17 protein-coding genes are annotated in these 18,501 nt (G+C 44.9%); 7 read left to right on the forward strand and 10 right to left on the reverse strand.

Going from position 1 to position 18,501, the window contains the following annotated elements; all coding sequences use genetic code 11:
- Window positions 1-65: 65 nt before the first annotated feature.
- The 6 genes from gatB to ACTNBF_RS05585 form a co-directional block, all read right to left on the reverse strand.
- Window positions 66-1,499 (reverse strand): Asp-tRNA(Asn)/Glu-tRNA(Gln) amidotransferase subunit GatB, encoded by a 1,434-nt coding sequence (gatB, locus tag ACTNBF_RS05560; RefSeq protein ID WP_427820293.1) that lies wholly within the window; start codon window positions 1,497-1,499, stop codon window positions 66-68.
- Window positions 1,500-2,990 carry an Asp-tRNA(Asn)/Glu-tRNA(Gln) amidotransferase subunit GatA gene (gene gatA, locus ACTNBF_RS05565; RefSeq protein WP_441088878.1) on the reverse strand — a complete coding sequence of 497 codons (1,491 nt, stop codon included), beginning with the start codon at window positions 2,988-2,990 and terminating at the stop codon, window positions 1,500-1,502.
- A 13-nt stretch (window positions 2,991-3,003) separates the two neighbouring features.
- A complete protein-coding gene (gene gatC, locus ACTNBF_RS05570) occupies window positions 3,004-3,297 on the reverse strand; it encodes an Asp-tRNA(Asn)/Glu-tRNA(Gln) amidotransferase subunit GatC (protein ID WP_427806778.1) in 294 nt (97 codons plus the stop codon).
- A 78-nt stretch (window positions 3,298-3,375) separates the two neighbouring features.
- Window positions 3,376-4,707 carry an aspartate--tRNA(Asn) ligase gene (gene aspS, locus ACTNBF_RS05575; protein ID WP_427806777.1) on the reverse strand — a complete coding sequence of 444 codons (1,332 nt, stop codon included), beginning with the start codon at window positions 4,705-4,707 and terminating at the stop codon, window positions 3,376-3,378.
- A gap of 451 nt (window positions 4,708-5,158) precedes the next feature.
- Window positions 5,159-6,427, reverse strand: a complete 1,269-nt coding sequence (locus ACTNBF_RS05580; RefSeq protein WP_441088879.1) for a chloride channel protein — start codon at window positions 6,425-6,427, stop codon at window positions 5,159-5,161.
- 105 nt (window positions 6,428-6,532) lie between these two features.
- Window positions 6,533-7,807, reverse strand: coding sequence for a glycosyl hydrolase family 18 protein (locus ACTNBF_RS05585; protein WP_441088880.1), 1,275 nt, complete (start codon window positions 7,805-7,807; stop codon window positions 6,533-6,535).
- 252 nt (window positions 7,808-8,059) lie between these two features.
- On the opposite strand from ACTNBF_RS05585, the gene ACTNBF_RS05590 reads away from it, so the two are divergent.
- Genes ACTNBF_RS05590 through hydF form a run of 4 tightly spaced genes read left to right on the forward strand, consistent with a single transcriptional unit; the run spans window position 8,060 to window position 12,114 of the window.
- A complete protein-coding gene (locus tag ACTNBF_RS05590; RefSeq protein WP_427806774.1) occupies window positions 8,060-8,317 on the forward strand; it encodes a TM1266 family iron-only hydrogenase system putative regulator in 258 nt (85 codons plus the stop codon).
- Window positions 8,318-8,331: 14 nt separating this feature from the next.
- The gene (gene hydE, locus ACTNBF_RS05595; protein ID WP_427806773.1) at window positions 8,332-9,432 is read left to right on the forward strand and encodes a [FeFe] hydrogenase H-cluster radical SAM maturase HydE; all 1,101 of its coding nucleotides are present in this window, start codon (window positions 8,332-8,334) and stop codon (window positions 9,430-9,432) included.
- Window positions 9,425-10,846, forward strand: coding sequence for a [FeFe] hydrogenase H-cluster radical SAM maturase HydG (hydG, locus tag ACTNBF_RS05600; protein ID WP_427806772.1), 1,422 nt, complete (start codon window positions 9,425-9,427; stop codon window positions 10,844-10,846). Before hydE ends, hydG begins: the two co-directional genes overlap by 8 nt.
- 26 nt (window positions 10,847-10,872) lie before the next feature.
- A complete protein-coding gene (gene hydF, locus ACTNBF_RS05605) occupies window positions 10,873-12,114 on the forward strand; it encodes a [FeFe] hydrogenase H-cluster maturation GTPase HydF (protein ID WP_441088881.1) in 1,242 nt (413 codons plus the stop codon).
- Between the two features lie 106 nt (window positions 12,115-12,220).
- Here hydF and eno read toward each other — a convergent pair whose 3' ends face one another.
- Entirely contained in the window at window positions 12,221-13,528 is a 1,308-nt protein-coding gene (gene eno / locus ACTNBF_RS05610; protein WP_427820288.1) for a phosphopyruvate hydratase, read from the reverse strand.
- A gap of 234 nt (window positions 13,529-13,762) precedes the next feature.
- Here eno and ACTNBF_RS05615 point away from each other — a divergent pair, with 234 nt between their 5' ends.
- Together ACTNBF_RS05615 and ACTNBF_RS05620 are read left to right on the forward strand one after the other, a co-directional pair.
- Window positions 13,763-14,605 carry a YitT family protein gene (locus tag ACTNBF_RS05615; protein WP_427806769.1) on the forward strand — a complete coding sequence of 281 codons (843 nt, stop codon included), beginning with the start codon at window positions 13,763-13,765 and terminating at the stop codon, window positions 14,603-14,605.
- An 80-nt stretch (window positions 14,606-14,685) separates the two neighbouring features.
- Window positions 14,686-15,399, forward strand: a complete 714-nt coding sequence (locus tag ACTNBF_RS05620; protein ID WP_427806768.1) for a GTP pyrophosphokinase — start codon at window positions 14,686-14,688, stop codon at window positions 15,397-15,399.
- Window positions 15,400-15,459: 60 nt separating this feature from the next.
- Here ACTNBF_RS05620 and ACTNBF_RS05625 read toward each other — a convergent pair whose 3' ends face one another.
- The gene (locus ACTNBF_RS05625) at window positions 15,460-15,999 is read right to left on the reverse strand and encodes an HD domain-containing protein (protein WP_427820287.1); all 540 of its coding nucleotides are present in this window, start codon (window positions 15,997-15,999) and stop codon (window positions 15,460-15,462) included.
- A gap of 131 nt (window positions 16,000-16,130) precedes the next feature.
- Here ACTNBF_RS05625 and ymfI point away from each other — a divergent pair, with 131 nt between their 5' ends.
- The gene (ymfI, locus tag ACTNBF_RS05630) at window positions 16,131-16,865 is read left to right on the forward strand and encodes an elongation factor P 5-aminopentanone reductase (RefSeq protein ID WP_441017845.1); all 735 of its coding nucleotides are present in this window, start codon (window positions 16,131-16,133) and stop codon (window positions 16,863-16,865) included.
- A gap of 68 nt (window positions 16,866-16,933) precedes the next feature.
- Here the strand turns inward: ymfI and xth are convergent, their stop codons facing one another.
- Window positions 16,934-17,686 carry an exodeoxyribonuclease III gene (gene xth, locus ACTNBF_RS05635; protein WP_441088882.1) on the reverse strand — a complete coding sequence of 251 codons (753 nt, stop codon included), beginning with the start codon at window positions 17,684-17,686 and terminating at the stop codon, window positions 16,934-16,936.
- Window positions 17,686-18,498 (reverse strand): type III pantothenate kinase, encoded by an 813-nt coding sequence (locus ACTNBF_RS05640; protein WP_441088883.1) that lies wholly within the window; start codon window positions 18,496-18,498, stop codon window positions 17,686-17,688. Before ACTNBF_RS05640 ends, xth begins: the two co-directional genes overlap by 1 nt.
- Window positions 18,499-18,501 lie beyond the last annotated feature (3 nt).

Genomic DNA, 18,501 nt, shown 5'->3' on the forward strand with positions numbered 1-18,501 from the left:
AGGAAAGTAACTCCAAAAAGTAACTTTCCTGCTCTTTCTTGTTCTAAAATATGAATTTATGTCCCTTATTTCAGCATATCCCGAAGCATCTGATTCACCATTCCCGGATTCGCTTTTCCCTTCATGGCTTTCATGATCTGACCGACAAGTGCCCCCAGTGCCTTTTCTTTTCCACCCTTGTAATCCTCTACTGCTTTTGGGTTCGCTGCAATTACCTGCGCTGCAATTTCCCGAAGTGCACCTTCATCGTTCACCGTTTTTAATCCGTTCTCTTCTACATATTTTTCCGGATCGACATCTTCGGCAAATACTTTTTCAAATACTTCTTTTGCCACAGAACTATTAATCGTTCCGGCATCTGCAAGGTTGATGAGTTTCGCCAGATTCTCCGGTGAAAAACGGATATCTGCCGGTTCCTGTCCGTTTTCATTCAGAAGACGCATGGTCTCAACCATAAGCCAGTTGGATACTTTCTTCGGTTTTCCGCAGATCGCGGTTGTTGCCTCGAAGATATCCGCCATTTTTTTACTTCCGGTAATGATCTCGGCATCATACTGCGGAATATCATATTCTCTCTTATAACGCTCCAGTTTTTCTGTACGCAGTTCCGGCTGACGAGCTTTCACATTTTCGATCCACTCATCACTGATCACGATCGGCACCAGATCCGGTTCCGGGAAATAGCGGTAATCCTGCGCATCTTCTTTGGATCGCATTGCATAAGAATATTCTTTATTGTCATCCCATCTTCTGGTTTCCTGAATCACTTTCTTGCCTTCTTCCAGAAGTTCGATCTGTCTTGCACGCTCGCCTTCAATCGCACGACTGATTGCTTTGAAGGAATTCAGGTTCTTCATCTCGGTTCGGGTTCCGAATTCTTTTGATCCGACTTCACGAACCGATAAGTTTACATCAGCTCTCATGGAACCTTCCTGAAGCTTGCAGTCCGATGCCCCCAGATACTGGCAGATCATTCTCAGCTTCTCCAGATAGGCAATGACTTCTTCTGCTGAACGCATATCCGGCTCTGATACGATTTCGATCAGCGGCACACCGCTTCGATTATAATCCACAAGAGAACAATCCTCCCATTCATCATGGATCAGTTTTCCGGCATCTTCTTCCATATGCATTTCATGAATGCGGACTTTTTTCTTCGTATCGCCCACTTCAATTTCTACATATCCATCTCTTGCGATCGGGAGATAGAGCTGCGAAATCTGATAATTCTGCGGATTATCCGGATAGAAATAATTCTTCCGGTCAAATTTGCAGACCTGCGTGATCTTACAGTTTGCCGCAAGGCCGACCGCCATCGCATATTCAACGACCTGTCTGTTCAGTACCGGAAGTGCCCCCGGCATACCGGTGCAGACCGGACATGTATGGGTATTCGGCGCTCCTCCGAACTCCGTACTGCAGGAACAGAAGATTTTTGTTTTTGTCGCTAATTCTACATGGACCTCAAGTCCGATCACTGTCTCATATTGTTTTGACATTTACGCTTCCTCCTTTCCTGCGGTCTGTGTTTTATCATAATCAGAAATCCATTTCTTTTGAGTCAGACATTCATACGTATACGCCACACGGAATAGTTTTTTCTCCTGGAAACAGTCCCCGATCAGCTGCATCCCTACCGGAAGTCCTTTGGAATCACGTCCCACCGGAATACTGATCCCCGGAAGTCCTGCCAGGTTGACCGAAATTGTGTAAATATCTCCCAGATACATCTTAAGTGGATCGCTAAGAGACGATCCCAGTTTCGGAGCCGTAGTCGGAGCTGCCGGTGCAAGGATCATATCATATTTGGTAAATGCCTGATCAAAGGCCTTTTTAATCAGTGCTTTTGTTTTTAGTGCTTTCAAATAGTAGGCGTCATAATATCCGGAGCTTAATACGAAAGACCCCAGCATGATACGGCGCTTTACCTCCGGTCCAAACCCTTCAGACCGGGTTTTTTTATACATTCCATGAAGCTCCTCATAGTCTGCCGTTCTGTATCCGTATTTTACACCGTCAAATCGCGCAAGATTGGAGCTTGCTTCCGCAGAAGCGATGACATAATAAGCCGGAATTGCATATTTTACAAGCCCCAGATCAAATCGTTCCACACTGGCACCGGCTGCCCCCAGCACTTTCGCAGCTTCCAGAATCGGTTCTGCCACTTCCGGATCCAGTCCTTCACCGAAATAATCCTGTGGGATACCGATTCTCATCCCTTTTACATCATTTACCAGTGCACTGGTGAAATCCGTATCTGTTCTTTCCATAGAAGTACTGTCTTTCACATCATGCGATGCGATCGTCTCCAGAATGGCTGCACAGTCACTTACGTCTCTTGCGATCGGTCCGATCTGATCCAGAGAGGAACCGTAAGCAATGAGTCCATAACGAGAAACCGTTCCGTATGTCGGCTTAATTCCCACAACTCCGCAATAAGAACTTGGCTGACGGATCGAGCCGCCGGTATCAGATCCCAGTGCATAGGGAACCTCCATCGCCGCTACTGCCGCACAGGAACCACCGGAAGATCCTCCCGGGACATGTTCCAGATTCCATGGATTCTTCGTCTCACCATAATAGGAAGTTTCCGTTGTACTTCCCATGGCAAATTCATCCATGTTGGTCTTTCCGATGATGACTGCCCCCGCCTTCTCCAGATTCAGAACCGCCTCTGCCGTATAGGTAGGATTGAAATTCTCCAGGATTCTGGAACTGCATGTGGTAAGCATTCCTTTCGTACACATATTGTCCTTGATTGCCACCGGGACTCCTGCAAGCGGTCCGGTGTAAGTCCCGTCCTCGATTCCTCTCTGAACCTCTTCCGCTCTATTAAATGCTTTTTCTCTATCTATTGTCACAAAACTATTTACTTTATCTTCAACTTTATCAATCTGTTTCAGACACGCTTCTACCGCTTCTTTCACAGTGATCTCTTTCGCTTTTATTTTTCTTCCAAGCTCAAGTGCTGTCATACTCAAGATATCCATTTACGTTCTCCTCCTATGCAAATGTTTTCGGTACTTTGTAGCTCTGCTCTTTCTGCTGCGGTGCATTTGACAGCATGGCCTCATGGTCGTCTCCGTTTTCCACCGTATCTTCACGGAACACATTATGGATCGGGAATACATGGGACATCGGCTCGATCCCCTCGGTATCCAGTTCATTTAAAGTATCTATATAATCCAGCATTGTTTCCATGTCGGATTTAGCCTGCTCTTTTTCTTCTTCGGAAAGCTCCAGCTTCGCCAGAATTCCAACATATTCGATTGTCTCGTCGGAAATTTTGTTTGCCATTTTCTGATTCTCCTTCACTTATTAAATTCTGATTTTATATCATTTTAGAAGCGTATCTTGTAGCCACACGTTCTTCCGTTAAGGCGTAAGTCTGCTCAAATCTCTCGGGAAGAGTGTGGTTTCCCTGACATTATCCTCTCCCAGAAGCTGCATAGTCAAACGTTCCATTCCAATACCAAGTCCTCCATGCGGTGGCATGCCGTGTTTAAAAGTATCCAGATATGTCTCCAGCCCCTCCTCGGTCATTCCACGTTTTTCCAGTTTTGCAAGAAGCATATCATAATCATGGATTCTCTGTCCTCCTGTCGTAATCTCAAGACCACGGAACAGGAGATCGAAGCTGAGCGTAAATCTCTCATCTTCCGGATCGTCCATCGCATAAAACGGGCGCTTCTTGGACGGATAATAGGTAACAAAAACAAAATCACTTCCCCATTCTTCTTTTGCATACTGTCCGATCAAATGCTCTTCCTCCGGCTCCAGATCGAACGGATTGCGGATACGGCGGTTATATTTTTCAGAGACAAGCTGCTTGACCTCATCGAAACGTACAGCCGGAATCTGATCTACATTCGGAAGTTCCACTCCCAGAATCTTCAGTTCCTTTGCATATTCTTTTTCCAGAAGCTTCATCGTATACTGAAGGAAACCTGTTTCCATTGCCATGATATCCTCAAAGCTGTCAATATACCCCATCTCAAAGTCCAAACTGGTGTATTCATTCAAATGCCGCTTCGTATTGTGCTTCTCCGCGCGGAATACCGGTCCGGTTTCAAATACCCGGTCAAATACACCGACCATCATCTGTTTATAGAGCTGTGGGCTCTGCTCCAGAACTGCCGGTCTGTGGAAATAATCCAACCGGAACAAGTTCGAACCTCCCTCTGCTCCTTTTGCTCCGATCTTCGGAGTATGAATTTCGGTAAACCCTTGTTTATACAAAAATTCGCGGAAACCTCTTACGATTCCTTCCTGTATTTTAAATTTTGCCCGCTCTCTTACATTTCTCAGTGAAATAGAACGATAATTCAGCTTTGCCTCCAGAGATGTATTCAGTTTCCATTTGGAAACCTGAAGTGGTAACGGCTCTTTGGGTGTACTCAGAATACGAATCTCTTCCATCTTAAGTTCTACACCATTCGGTGCCTTCTCGGATGCCTGAAGCGTTCCGGTCACTTCCACTGTAGCTGCTTCACGGATTTCTTTTAAATCAAAATCAGAACTTCCCTCCTCATAGACACATTGAAGAAGCCCGTCTCTTTTTCTCAATACAACGAATGCAACGGTTCCCATATCACGTACCGTATGAACTGCGCCATTTACACGAACCTTTTTCCCCAGCATATCTTCTTCCAGAAGCTGTCCGAGCTCCAGTGTTTCTTTTTCTTTTACACCTGTCATAAATTCCATGGTTTAAATCCTCCTCAATCACTTTTCTTGCCGTCCTGGCGATATTCCGGATCCTTTTTCCTGATTTTGCATATAAAAAGTCCCGGAATACAATGTATTCCGGGACGGATATCCATATCCGCGGTACCACCCGCATTAACTTCCCTCCTTGGAAGCCCAACTTCATGTGCGTAACGTGCACTTACGTACTGACTTACTGAAATTCTTTTTATATGAAGCCTTTTCTCCATTCACTGATCATTCCGCATTCAGCCAGTCTGCTCCGGAGTGTTCCCTTCGCCTCATTCCTCAAACAGCGCTCTCAGTCGGTGACGCCGTATTCCTGTCAAGTTCCAGAAGCAAGAGTCTCTTTCATCGCATTGCAAAATAAATTTTTTCAAATAATATCACAATCATTTTCATTTTTCAAGGGTATTTTTCAAAAAAACCGAGTTTTCTCTATTTTTCACTCTTATTTTGTATGTCTGTCCACATATTTATTTTCTGTCTTGGAATACACAATCCGCTGTTCCTTGTACAGACTATAATATCCTGACACCAGATAGCTCACAGCCACTACGCTACAGTAAAATGGCATTCCAGTAAATCCAAACATTTCAAAAGCAATCAGCATAGAACTGATCGGGCTATTTGTAACAGCGCAGAATACGCCGACCATTCCACACGCCGCACAGATATCCGGAGGAAGTGCAAGAAGTGCCGACATGGCCGATCCCAGAGTCGCACCGATGAATAACGACGGAACGATCTCACCGCCCTTAAATCCCACACATAGAGTCAGACAGGTAAAGATCATTTTCAGAAGGAATTTCTCCGGTGATACGCCCCCCTTAAAGCTTGCCTGGATCACGCCTCCACCAAGTCCAAGATAGTCCTCTGTTCCCAAAAGGAACCGAAGTGCAATGACCGCTGCCGCACCTGCCACGATTCTCAGATAAGGATTCGCAAACCATTCTTTAAATTTGTGTTCGCAGGTATGGAGCATGACACAAAACAGAACTCCGGCCAAGGCAAACGCAATCGCAAGAATGAGAAATTTGAGGGTCTGAAAACTATAAAAATCAGGTACATCTTCGACGGGATATGGATGTGCCAGCGTCCTTACTTTGAAGAGGAGTGCAACATACTGAGCCGTAAATGATGCAAACATACAGGGAACCAGTGCTGAGTAATACATAATCCCCACACTCACAACTTCCATCGGGAAGATTGCGGCTGCCATCGGCGTACCGAATAATGCCGCAAAAGCCGCACTCATGCCCGAAAGGATGATGATCTTTTCATCACTTTCATTCAAGTGAAGACGCCTTCCGATCCAGCCGCCCACACTGGCGCCGAACTGAAGAGCCGCTCCTTCTCGTCCGGAAGACCCTCCGAAAAAATGTGTGATTACCGTTGAAATCAAAATCAACGGCGCAACACGGATCGGTACATCTTCATCCTGCGAACGGATAACGGAAAGTACCAGATTTGTTCCGGTGTTTTTCTCTTCTCCGGCCTTTTTATACAGCCACACGATCAAAAGTCCTCCAAGTGGCAGGCCGAAGATCACCCAGAAATGCGCCATCCGAAATGCGGTCGCCCATGAAACTGCGTAGGAAAAGATACTGGCGATCGTTCCCACCACTCCTCCGGTCACGAGCGACATCAGTATCCATTTTACAAGAACTGTCAGCTGGTTTTTCCAGATTTCCAGCATTTCATTCATTTTTTCTCCCATGTTTATCTCTCCCTCTTCCTTTGTAACAGTCCATTCACTATAATTATTAAGTATACTCTTTTTATTGGGCTACTGCAAATCTGTTTTATCCTGTTTTACCCTTTTCTATTCTTTCTCCCCCTGATTCACCAGCAGCCAATTGGCCCTGAAGCTTCGCATCAGATTCCAGTATCCGAACCCTCTTATCCCCTTTTCTCTGACAAGCTCCATTTTAGCACGAATACTGCGCACATCTTCGAACCATACCTCATGCTGTTTTCCTCCGGACCAGTATGTGAAATACGGACTTTGGACCTTTTCGTCATATTGAATCTCAGCCCCATTTTCCGAAGCAATACGTACCGCTTCCACATTTCCAATCAGTTCCGCCCGTGTTTCACCACGCTTATAAGGGTGTTCCCAGTCGTACCCATAGTTCGGAATCCCCATCATGATCTTCTCACGCGGAATCTCTGTGACTGCATACTCCACAACTTCCCGCACTTTGTTTAAAGGTGCAACCGCCATTGGCGGACCATACATGTATCCCCATTCATACGTCATGAGAAAAACCGTATCCGCTGCCGCCCCAAGACGTCTGTAATCCATACCTTCATAGAGCAGTCCTTTCTGGTCAGCAGATGTTTTAGGGGCAAGCGCAACAGAAACGGAATATCCGTTTTCCGCCATTACATTTTGCAGATGTTCCACGAACTTAACATATCCTTCTTTATCTTCCGGCAGAATATATTCAAAGTCAACATCCACTCCTGCATATCCTTTTTCCTGCACGACAACCAGAATGTTTGCAATCAATGTGTTCTGCATTTCTGCATTTTCAGTCACAATCTTGATCAGCTGATTGTTGAAAACTCCCGCTTCCGAAAAGGGAGTCAGCACCAGAAACGGCTGAACCCCGAATTTTTTTGTCTCTCTTAGGATCCAGTCTTCTTTCACTTGCGGCGGCACCAGCTCTCCATCTTCTGTAAATCCATATGAAAATATCATAATTTCATCTATATATAATAATGTTTCTCTCAGGATATATCCTGCCACATACGGGTACACATATCCGCTGACCTTTTTTTCCGGACTGTTCTGGTCCTCATATGAGATAATCAACTGCTGACCTGTGATCAGATAGGTTCGATCCAACAGGTACGGATTATTTCTATACAGCTGCTTTTCACTGATCTGATACATGGAGGCAATCGTTCCGGTCGTCTCTCCCGCCCTTACGGTATGTATGATCTCCGGATAAAGAATCAGAAGTGCCTGCCCCGGCACCAGATATTCCTGACCGGCTGTCTGGTTATCATACGCAAGTCTCGCCGGAGACACCCCATATCTTTGTGCGATTCTGTAAATCGTATCCTGTGGCTTTACTACATAAATTTCCATACTCTTTTTCCTGAATGCTCTCTGTTTCCTTTGATTTTATGCAGGAAACATGATATACTATACCCAGTTACACGTTCTGATTGCAAAGGGTTGAACCTGAGCAAAAAGGCGCATTTATCCGAATTATTTCATACATTTTCATTTCTTTATTCTGACAACATTTTTGAGGAAATTCTTTCTGTCTTTATCGCCAAACGTGTACAATTTATAGCATCGTCACACATTTGTCTCGAGAAAGGAGGTTTTACTCATATGTCTGAAGCAGACTCACGAATCGCTCTGATCGGAATTATTGTTTCCAGCCACGAATCCGTAGAACAACTGAACGCACTTTTAAGCGAATACGGTTCCTACATTGTCGGAAGAATGGGCATTCCCTATCGGGAAAAAAATATTTCCATTATCAGCATCGCCATGGATGCACCGAATGATATCATCAGCGCACTTTCCGGAAAGATCGGAATGCTGCCCGGCATCAGTACAAAGACAATTTATGCAAAAACAAAATAACCGGAGAACCATTCATGAGAGAACTCATTACAAAATTAGAAGAAACCGGGAATCTGAACCAAACCGAATGGATCGCTTTGATCAATGGCCGTACCCCAAAGCTTGCAGAGTTTCTATTTGAGCGGGCACGGGCTGTACGCCATCAGTATTATGGTCATGATGTATATATCCGGGGACTGATTGAATTTACCAATTACTGCAGAAATGACTGTTATTACTGCGGAATTCGCTGCAGCAATGCTTCTGTTGCCCGGTATCGTCTTACCGAAGACGAAATACTGGATTGCTGTCAGACCGGTTACCGTCTTGGTTTTCGTACCTTTGTCCTGCAGGGAGGCGAAGATGCATGGTTCACGGACAAGCGGATGGCCGTACTCATCCGGGCAATCAAAACTCGTTTTCCGGACTGTGCGCTCACACTCTCCATTGGTGAAAAATCCCGAGAGAGCTACAAGCTGTTCCATGACATGGGTGCAGACCGCTATCTGCTCCGTCATGAAACCTACAATGCCAATCATTACCGGATGCTCCATCCCGCCTCATTGTCCGCCATTCGCAGACAAAAGTGTCTTTTCGCACTGCAGGAAACAGGTTATCAGGTAGGGAGTGGTTTCATGGTCGGCTCACCGGGGCAGACTGCCGAATACCTGGCCGAGGATATGTTGTTTCTAAAGCAACTGAATCCTCATATGGTTGGGATTGGACCGTTTATTCCCCATCATGCCACACCATTCGCCATGGAGAAAGCCGGCACTCTTGAGCTCACTTTATTTATGCTCGGACTGCTCCGGCTGATGCTGCCAAAGACACTTCTGCCGTCTACAACAGCACTCGCAACCATCCATCCGGAGGGCAGAAAAATGGGGATTCTCGCGGGTGCCAATGTTGTGATGCCGAATCTGTCACCGCAGGAGAACCGAAAGAATTACAGTCTATATGATAACAAACGCTGCATGGGGGATGAAGCAGCAGAAGGCCTTGCCATTTTGACACAGGAAATGGAAGAAATCGGCTATCATATCGTGACCACAAGAGGCGATTCCCTGGTCACGATCCAGGATCATAATCAGGAATTAAATTTAAAAGATTTCACAGGAGGAAACGAAAATGTATAATCCAGCATCAAAAAAAGCAGATGAATTTATTAGCCATGAGGAAATTATGGAGACACTCCAGTACGCTGATGAAAATAAAAACAATCTTGAATTAATCGACCGGATCATAGAGAAGGCGAAGCTTCGCAAGGGGCTTTCCCACCGGGAAGCATCCGTTCTTCTCGCCTGCGAGAATGATGAGAAGAACCAGGAAATCTACCATCTCGCCGAGCAAATAAAGAAAGATTTTTATGGCAATCGAATTGTTATGTTTGCTCCGCTCTATCTTTCCAACTACTGTATTAACGGATGTACCTATTGCCCTTATCACATGAAAAACAAACATATTCCACGTAAAAAACTGACACAGGACGAAATCCGTAAGGAAGTTATCGCGCTTCAGGATATGGGACACAAACGGCTGGCGCTGGAGGCCGGTGAAGATCCGAAGAACAATCCAATCGAATATATTCTGGAAAGTATCAAGACGATTTACAGTATTAAGCACAAAAACGGAGCGATCCGCCGCGTCAATGTAAATATTGCCGCCACGACAGTTGAAAACTACCGCAAACTTAAGGAAGCAGGAATCGGAACCTACATCCTGTTCCAGGAAACCTATCATAAAGAAAGCTATCTGGAGCTTCATCCGACAGGGCCGAAACATGATTACGATTATCACACAGAAGCTATGGATCGCGCCATGGAAGGAGGCATTGATGATGTAGGGCTCGGCGTGCTGTTCGGTCTCGATAAATATCGTTACGAATTTGCGGGTCTTCTGATGCATGCAGAACATCTGGAAGCGGTCTTCGGAGTCGGCCCGCATACCATCAGTGTTCCTCGTCTGAGAAACGCAGATGACATTGATGCTTCTGCATTCACTAACGGAATCGATGATGATACCTTCGCCAAGATCGTAGCCTGCATCCGCATCGCAGTTCCATACACCGGCATGATCGTATCCACCCGCGAGAGCCAGAAATGTCGTGAGCGCGTACTGCATCTTGGCATTTCCCAGATCAGCGGCGGTTCCAAGACCAGCGTCGGCGGCTATGCCGAACCGGAGCCGGACGAAGAGTCTTCCGCGCAGTTTGATGTCAGCGATACACGTACACTCGACCAGGTCGTGAAGTGGCTGATGGACATGGATTATATTCCGAGCTTCTGCACCGCCTGCTATCGAGAAGGCCGTACCGGCGACCGCTTCATGTCACTCTGCAAAAGCCAGCAGATTCAGAACTGCTGCCATCCGAATGCTCTGATGACCTTAAAAGAATATCTGGTAGACTACGCTTCACCTGAAACCAAAGCAGTCGGTGATGCAATCCTTCAAAAAGAGCTGGCAAATATTCCAAACGACAAAGTTCGCGCCAAAGTGATCGAACATCTGGAAGCAATTGAAAACGGAACAGGAAATGACTTTAGATTCTAATTGAAATCGAAAATAAGGAGGCTATTATGGGATTAAATACAACTCCTTCAGCTGAGCGGATCCATATCGGGATCTTCGGAAAACGAAATGCAGGGAAATCCAGCCTGATCAACGCAATAACCGGTCAGAGTCTGGCGATTGTCTCTGATATCGCCGGGACTACCACTGATCCGGTGCTGAAAGCCATGGAACTACTGCCTTTGGGCCCGGTTGTTATGATCGATACTCCCGGTCTTGATGACGAAGGTGAACTGGGCCAGCTTCGTATCCAGAAATCTTATCAGATTCTGAACAAAACAGATATTGCTGTTCTGGTTACAGATGCGTCCTTTCCAATGACTGCCGAAGATATTGCAATTCTGAGGCGGATACGGGAAAAAGGAATTCCATACGTGGTTGCAAGAAACAAAATAGACACGATAGAAACTTTAAGTTCATCAGAATTCATCAAAGCGATTGCTGACACTCCGATTCCTGACGGGTGGCTGACCGAACAGAACTGTATCTCTGTCAGTGCAGCTACCGGCAAGAACATTTATGAGCTGAAGGAAATGATTGCAAAACAGGTGCCTGCCGAGAATATGACATTGAAAATTGTCGGCGATCTGTTAAAACCAAATGATGTTGTTGTTCTGGTGGTTCCGATTGATTCTGCAGCCCCCAAAGGAAGGTTGATTCTTCCTCAGCAGCAGACAATCCGTGACATTCTGGAAGCCGGTGCCGTCTCCGTTGTCACCAGGGAAACGGAGTTGAAAGAAACACTTGCTTCTCTAGGGAAGAAACCTCGCATGGTCATTACGGACAGTCAGGCATTTAAACAGGTATCGGCGGACACCCCGGAAAATATACATCTTACTTCATTTTCCATCCTGTTTGCAAGATACAAGGGCAATCTGGAATCCAATGTCCAAGGTGCCCGCATGCTGGAGCGTCTGAAAGATGGTGATAAAATACTGGTTTCTGAGGGCTGTACGCACCATCGGCAGTGCGAAGATATCGGTACGGTGAAACTACCGCGCTGGATCCGGAATTATACCGGCAAGGAACTGGAATTCGTTTTCACAAGCGGAACCGAATTTCCGGCCGATCTGTCCCCTTATGCTTTGATCGTCCATTGCGGTGGCTGTACACTCAGCGAGAGGGAAATGAAGTATCGTCTGAAATGTGCAGAGGATCAGCAAATTCCAATGACAAACTACGGCATCGCCATCGCCTATATGAATGGAATCCTGGACAGGAGCCTCGAGCCATTTCCGGATATCGTGTAAAAAAGGCATACCCTAACCTTGGATTCACCTGTCTAACGTATAAAAGTTTCGGATGACATGTTGTTATATACATTCTTCCGAAACTTTTTTATTCACAATATTCCTTCTACGAGAATCTCACAAAGGGATTTTCATATTTTGCGATTTCTCCCAGCCTTTCTTCGATTCTGAGAAGCTGATTATATTTTGCCACACGCTCAGATCGGCACGGTGCGCCAGTCTTAATCTGCCCTGTGTTAAAGGCAACAGCAAGATCCGCAATGAAGGGATCTTCAGTTTCCCCGGATCTGTGTGAAATAATTGCCTGATATCCCGACCTTTTTGCCATCTCAATCGCATCAACTGCCTCTGTCAAAGTACCAATCTGATTCACTTTAATAAGAATCGCATTGGCAATCTCTTTGAGGATTCCCGCATTCAGTCTTTTTACGTTTGTAACAAAAAGATCATCTCCTACAAGCTGCATCTCCAGCCCCAGCCTTGTAGTCAAAAGTTCCCAGCCTTCCCAATCTTCCTCGTCCAGTGCATCTTCGATTGAAAGGATCGGGAACCGATCAGCCAGTTCTTCAAAATACTCAATCATTTCCTCAGAAGAACGTTCCACACGATGTCCGTGCATTTTTCCTTCTCCTTCAAAAACATAACGTTTTCTCTTTTTGTCATATAACTCACTGGCCGCTGCGTCCAAAGCAATCACAATCTCTTCTTTTGGTTTATATCCGGCTTTGTCAATCGCCTCTATAATAAATTGCAGTGCATCACCGGCATCCGGAAGATTGGGCGCAAATCCACCTTCATCCCCGACCGATGTCTGATATCCCTGCTTATTTAGCAAAGATCTAAGCGCCTGATATATTTCCGAACACATCTGAAGTCCTTGTTCAAAACTATATGCTCCCACCGGCATGATCATAAATTCCTGGATGTCGATCGTATTATCTGCGTGGCGTCCCCCGTTCAGAATATTCATCATAGGCACCGGCATCTGTTTAGCACCCACTCCTCCAAGATAACGAAACAGCGGAATCCTTAAGGCCTTTGAAGCAGCCCTTGCCACCGCAAGTGATACCCCCAGCATTGCATTTGCGCCCAGATTAATCTTGTTATCTGTCCCATCCAGTTTCAAAAGGACCTGATCGATTCTCGCCTGTTCAAACACATTCATTCCTTCTACTTCACGGGCGATTCTGTCATTGACATGCTCCACAGCTTTCTTAACTCCAAGTCCCTGATATCTTCTCTGTCCGTCCCGCAGCTCGATTGCCTCATATTTTCCCGTTGATGCACCGGAAGGTACCGATGCCCTGCCGTGAAACTGTTCCCCTGCAAGTACTTCCACCTCAACAGTCGGATTCCCACGCGAATCCAGAATTTCTCTGGCGTATACATCCGTAATAGGTAAATACTGATCCATGTTTTTTTCCTCCTTTTGAAAGATAGTATATCCGCTGTGGATTCATCTCATGCCCGCATTTTATTCCCAGAAAATACCTGATTTTTCTTTGTTTTTATGTATAATTGTATACTTCATAAACTTGATTCAAAACAGTTGACTTTCAAAATTTGCCGCGTTACAATTCGTTTGGAATGAGCCGTAATGCTGATTTTACGCGGTCTTTCAAATATTATAATCTTGGGGAATGAGCAAATGGATAAGAGTTTTAAAAATTTTGCCATGATGACAGGCGCTACACTAATCATGGCAGTGGGGACCTATTTCTTTAAATTTACCAACAATTTCACTTTTGGCGGAATCACCGGTCTCGCTGTACTGGTCGCGAAAACCGGACTAATTTCAGCTGCCGATTTTTCTTTTATAACTAATATGCTGCTTCTGGTTCTGGGTGCAGTGATCCTCGGAAAACAATTTGTTGCGAAAACTGCCTATTGCAGTATTCTTCTTTCTGTTACGTTGTCACTGTTAGAAAGGGTCTATCCTATGTCACACCCCTTTACGGATGAACCGATGCTCGAAGTTATGTTCGCGATCGCACTGCCGGCATTCGGCTCAGCTATTCTCTTTAATATCGGTGCTTCAAGCGGAGGCACAGATATCATTGCAATGATCGTTAAGAAGTATTCCAGCATCAATATCGGCAAAGCTCTGATCGTTTCCGATATTGCCATAACAGTACTCGGTTTCTTTGTCTTTGGTATGAAAACCGGACTTTACTCCCTTTTCGGTCTTTCGATCCGGTCATTCCTGGTGGACAACTTTATCGAAAGTCTGAATCTTTCAAAATATTTTAACGTTGTCTGCGCTAAGCCGGATCCGATCTGCGATTTTATTGTCAATCAACTTCACCGCGGCGCAACAATCTGTGATGCGCGGGGTGCATTTTCTGGTTCAGAAAAATACATTATTCTTACTGCACTGAATCGCCAGCAGGCAATTAAACTGAGGAATTTTATCAAGAAAGAAGATCCATCTGCATTTATCCTGATTTCCAATACCAGTGAAATCATAGGAAAAGGCTTTCATGCCATTTAAAAATATGTTAGAATATAGATGGGAAAGGTCAAAAGACCTGACGGGGGTTCCCACTAGAAATTTATAAAGAGGGTTGTTTTATGGAAAAAGCGACAGAAACAATTCCAGTGTCTTCCCATCCGACAACACTGGAGAAGCAATGGCTGAATGCAGTAAGTCCGGAAGATTTTATCCGCAACAATAAGAATTTCAATTCTTTGATGATGAAATATCGTTGTGCGATCCGGGAAATTCAGACAAAACTTGAAGTCCTGAATGATGAATTTTCCGTTGCAAATCAGAGAAATCCGATTTCTTCTATTAAATCCCGCATCAAAACTCCGGCAAGTATCTATGAAAAGCTGCGTCGGAAAAACCTTCCGTTTACGGAAGAAAGCATCGTGAAAAATCTGGATGATGTTGCCGGTATTCGAGTGATTTGTCCATTCATCGGCGATATTTATACGATGGCCAATCTGATTTCATCACAGGATGATATCACAGTTCTTAAGATCAAGGACTACATACAAAAGCCAAAGGATAACGGTTACCGAAGCTACCACATGATCGTGGAGATCCCGGTGTTCTTCTCAGAAGGAAAGGCTGCAATGCGTGCTGAGATTCAGATCCGTACCATTGGAATGGATTTCTGGGCAAGTCTCGATCACCAGCTTCACTACAAAAAGGATATCAGTTCTTTGGTAGATATCGCCTCCATTGAGGACGAACTGCGCAGATGTGCAGAGACTGTCAATCTGACAGACCGGCATATGGAAGAGATCAAGGATTTAATTGGCGATGTCAAAGACATTTAAGCACACATTTTCCATGGAAAAAGGCACTCCTCTACGGAATGCCTTTTTCTCAGATTACTATTATGATCCAAAATTCTTATCGATCAACCTACAATACTCCATATAAACCGGTTCCCCCTCAAACTGTTCTTTCAGCGCATCTCGAATTCCCTTATAATACCATCCGATCATCTGCTTGTCTTTCATACGAAACCTGTTCCATAGTTCCTCACCACAGAGCGGATAATCCCTGTCAATATCACGCATATTGGAGAGCTTGTCCGCAAGTCCGATCATCTGAACTTCTCTCGGAGCTGTTCGGATACGCTCAATCGTTGCTCCCTTTCTTTCTTCCCAGGAACGGGATTTGTCCTCACTCTCCTGTGCTACAAAAAATGCAACTCGGGCCGAAAACATCTCCGCAATCTTCTCCACCGTTACATCCTTGCAGTCTTCAACCGTATCATGCAAAATTGCTGCACTGATAACCTCTTCATCGCGCGTCATAGACGAAACGATATCCCCCACTTCGATCGGATGCACGATATACGGGCGTTTCGTCCCCTTTCGAAACTGCCCGTCATGTACTTTCGTTGCGAATTCAATGGCTCTGTCTACCATATTCTCCTCCTCGCATATCACAATATTACGATCTTTTCTTTATCATATCATCTTGCACTTTAAATAACAAGAAATAACGTGTATAATTATAATAACCTTTTTTTATAAATGTTACAAAGGAGCGCTAATTTATGACCAAAAAAACTGTTCTTGTAACCGGTGCTTCACGTGGAATCGGCAGAGCATGTGCACTCCGATTTGCCGCCGGTGGATATCATGTTTTCTTAAATTGCCGAAAATCATGGAAAGCTCTTCATCAGGTACGTGCCCAAATCGAAGAGATGCCTTATGGTTCCTGTGAAATTGTAACCGGAGATGTCGGAAATCCCGACGATGTCAAAGGAATCTTCGATGCCGTCTCCCTGTCCTGCGACGGTCTTGATGTTCTGATCAACAATGCCGGAATTGCTTACATGGGATTGCTTTCTGATATGACAAACGAAGAATGGAATCACATGATTCAGACAGACCTTTCTTCTGTATTCTATTGCTGCCGTGGCGCACTTCCGCATATGATCTCAGTGAAGCATGGACGTATCATCAATATTTCCTCCATGTGGGGAACCGTTGGTGCATCATGCGAAGCCGCCTATTCTGCCGCGAAATCAGGTGTAAACGGTCTGACCCGAGCACTTGCAAAGGAACTCGCACCGAGCAACATTCAGGTCAATGCCATTGCCTGCGGTGCAATTGACACTTCCATGAATGATCTTTTAAGCGAAGAAGAAAAGCTTGCATTTGCTGAGGAAATTCCCGCCGGACGTTTTGGCTCTCCGGAAGAAGTGGCTCAGCTCGCATGGGATATTGCCCACGCACCGGAATACATGACCGGCCAGATCATCGGTCTGGACGGCGGATATATCTAAAAGATCTGCATATGTAAAACGGGTTGAAACACCAATCGTGTTCACAACCCGTTTTATCTTATCATCATTTATTCCATATCCAGTTCAATCGGACAATGATCTGATCCAAAAACATCAGTCAATATCTTTGCATCCCTAAGCCGCTCTTTCAGGCAATCCGATACACAAAAATAATCAATACGCCATCCTGCATTCTTCTCTCTTGCTTTAAACCGGTAGGACCACCAGGAATAAATTCCCTCCACCTCCGGATAAAAATAACGGAATGTATCTACAAAACCATTCTCAAGAAGTGCTGAAAATTTTGCTCTTTCCTCATCCGTAAAGCCGGCATTTTTCCGGTTTGTCTTCGGATTTTTCAAATCAATCTCCTGATGCGCCACGTTCAAGTCTCCGCAAAACACAACCGGCTTCTTCTCTTCCAGTTTCTTCAGATATGTTAGAAAAGCGTCCTCCCACTCCATTCGATAGGGGAGTCTCGCTAGCTCATTCTGAGAATTCGGCGTGTACACAGTTATAAAATAATAATCCTCAAATTCCAGTGTAATAACACGTCCTTCCTGATCGTGTTTCTCAATTCCAATTCCGTAAGAGACGCTGATCGGCTCTTTTTTCGTAAAAACAGCTGTCCCCGAATACCCTTTGCGCATAGCATAATTCCAATACTGATGATATCCCGGCAGTTCCAACTCCAGCTGTCCTTCCTGCATCTTCGTTTCCTGAAGGCAGAAGATATCCGCATCTGCCTCCTTAAAAAAATCCATGAACCCCTTCTGTACGCATGCACGGATTCCATTCACATTCCAAGAGATAAATTTCATTACTGTCTCCTCTTCCCTTTTTCCTCAGTTTTCCACGCAAATTCTCCCTGAGAATTTTTATTATAAATAACGAGTAATCCTTTCAGAAGGAGCTCATCATCCAGTATAATCTTTTTTCTGCAATGCGGAACGATCTTCTTTGCAAGTCCTCCCGTTGCAATGACCGTTGCAGGCTGCCCGAGTTCCTCTTCCAGTCGTTCAATGATACCGTCCATACATGCGGCATTGGAATAGATCACACCACTTTTCATACACTCCACTGTATTTTTTCCAATGATCCGTTTCGGAGCTTCCAGACTGATTCCACTGAGCTGTGATGCATTTGCAGTCAACGCATTTAATGATGTATAAATTCCGGGGTAGATCATACCCCCGATATAATTCTTATTCGAATCCACAACACAGACCGTGTTCGCCGTTCCAAGATCGAAAATAATCAGCGGCGGCTCATACCCGTCTATTCCGGCAACCGCATCCGCGACGAGGTCACTTCCAAGCTGAGCCGGATTGTCCATCATAATATTGAGTCCTGTTTTTACTCCAGGACCAACGACCAATGTTTTTTTCTTGAGAATCTTTTCTGTTGCTTCTTTAACTACATTTGTTATCTGGGGCACAACGGAACTGACAATAGCGCCTTCCAGCTTCCTTGCATCAATTCCATGAAGATCCAGAACCATCTTGATATCAATCGCATATTCCAGCTCCATCTTCGTCTTGATTGTAGAAAGTCTCTCAATAAAATATGTCTTATTGTTGTCAATACATCCCAGAACAATATTTGTATTTCCAATATCTATTGCAAGAATCATTTT

The organism is Bariatricus sp. HCP28S3_A4, assembly GCF_052066395.1.
Lineage (GTDB): Bacteria > Bacillota > Clostridia > Lachnospirales > Lachnospiraceae > Allocoprococcus.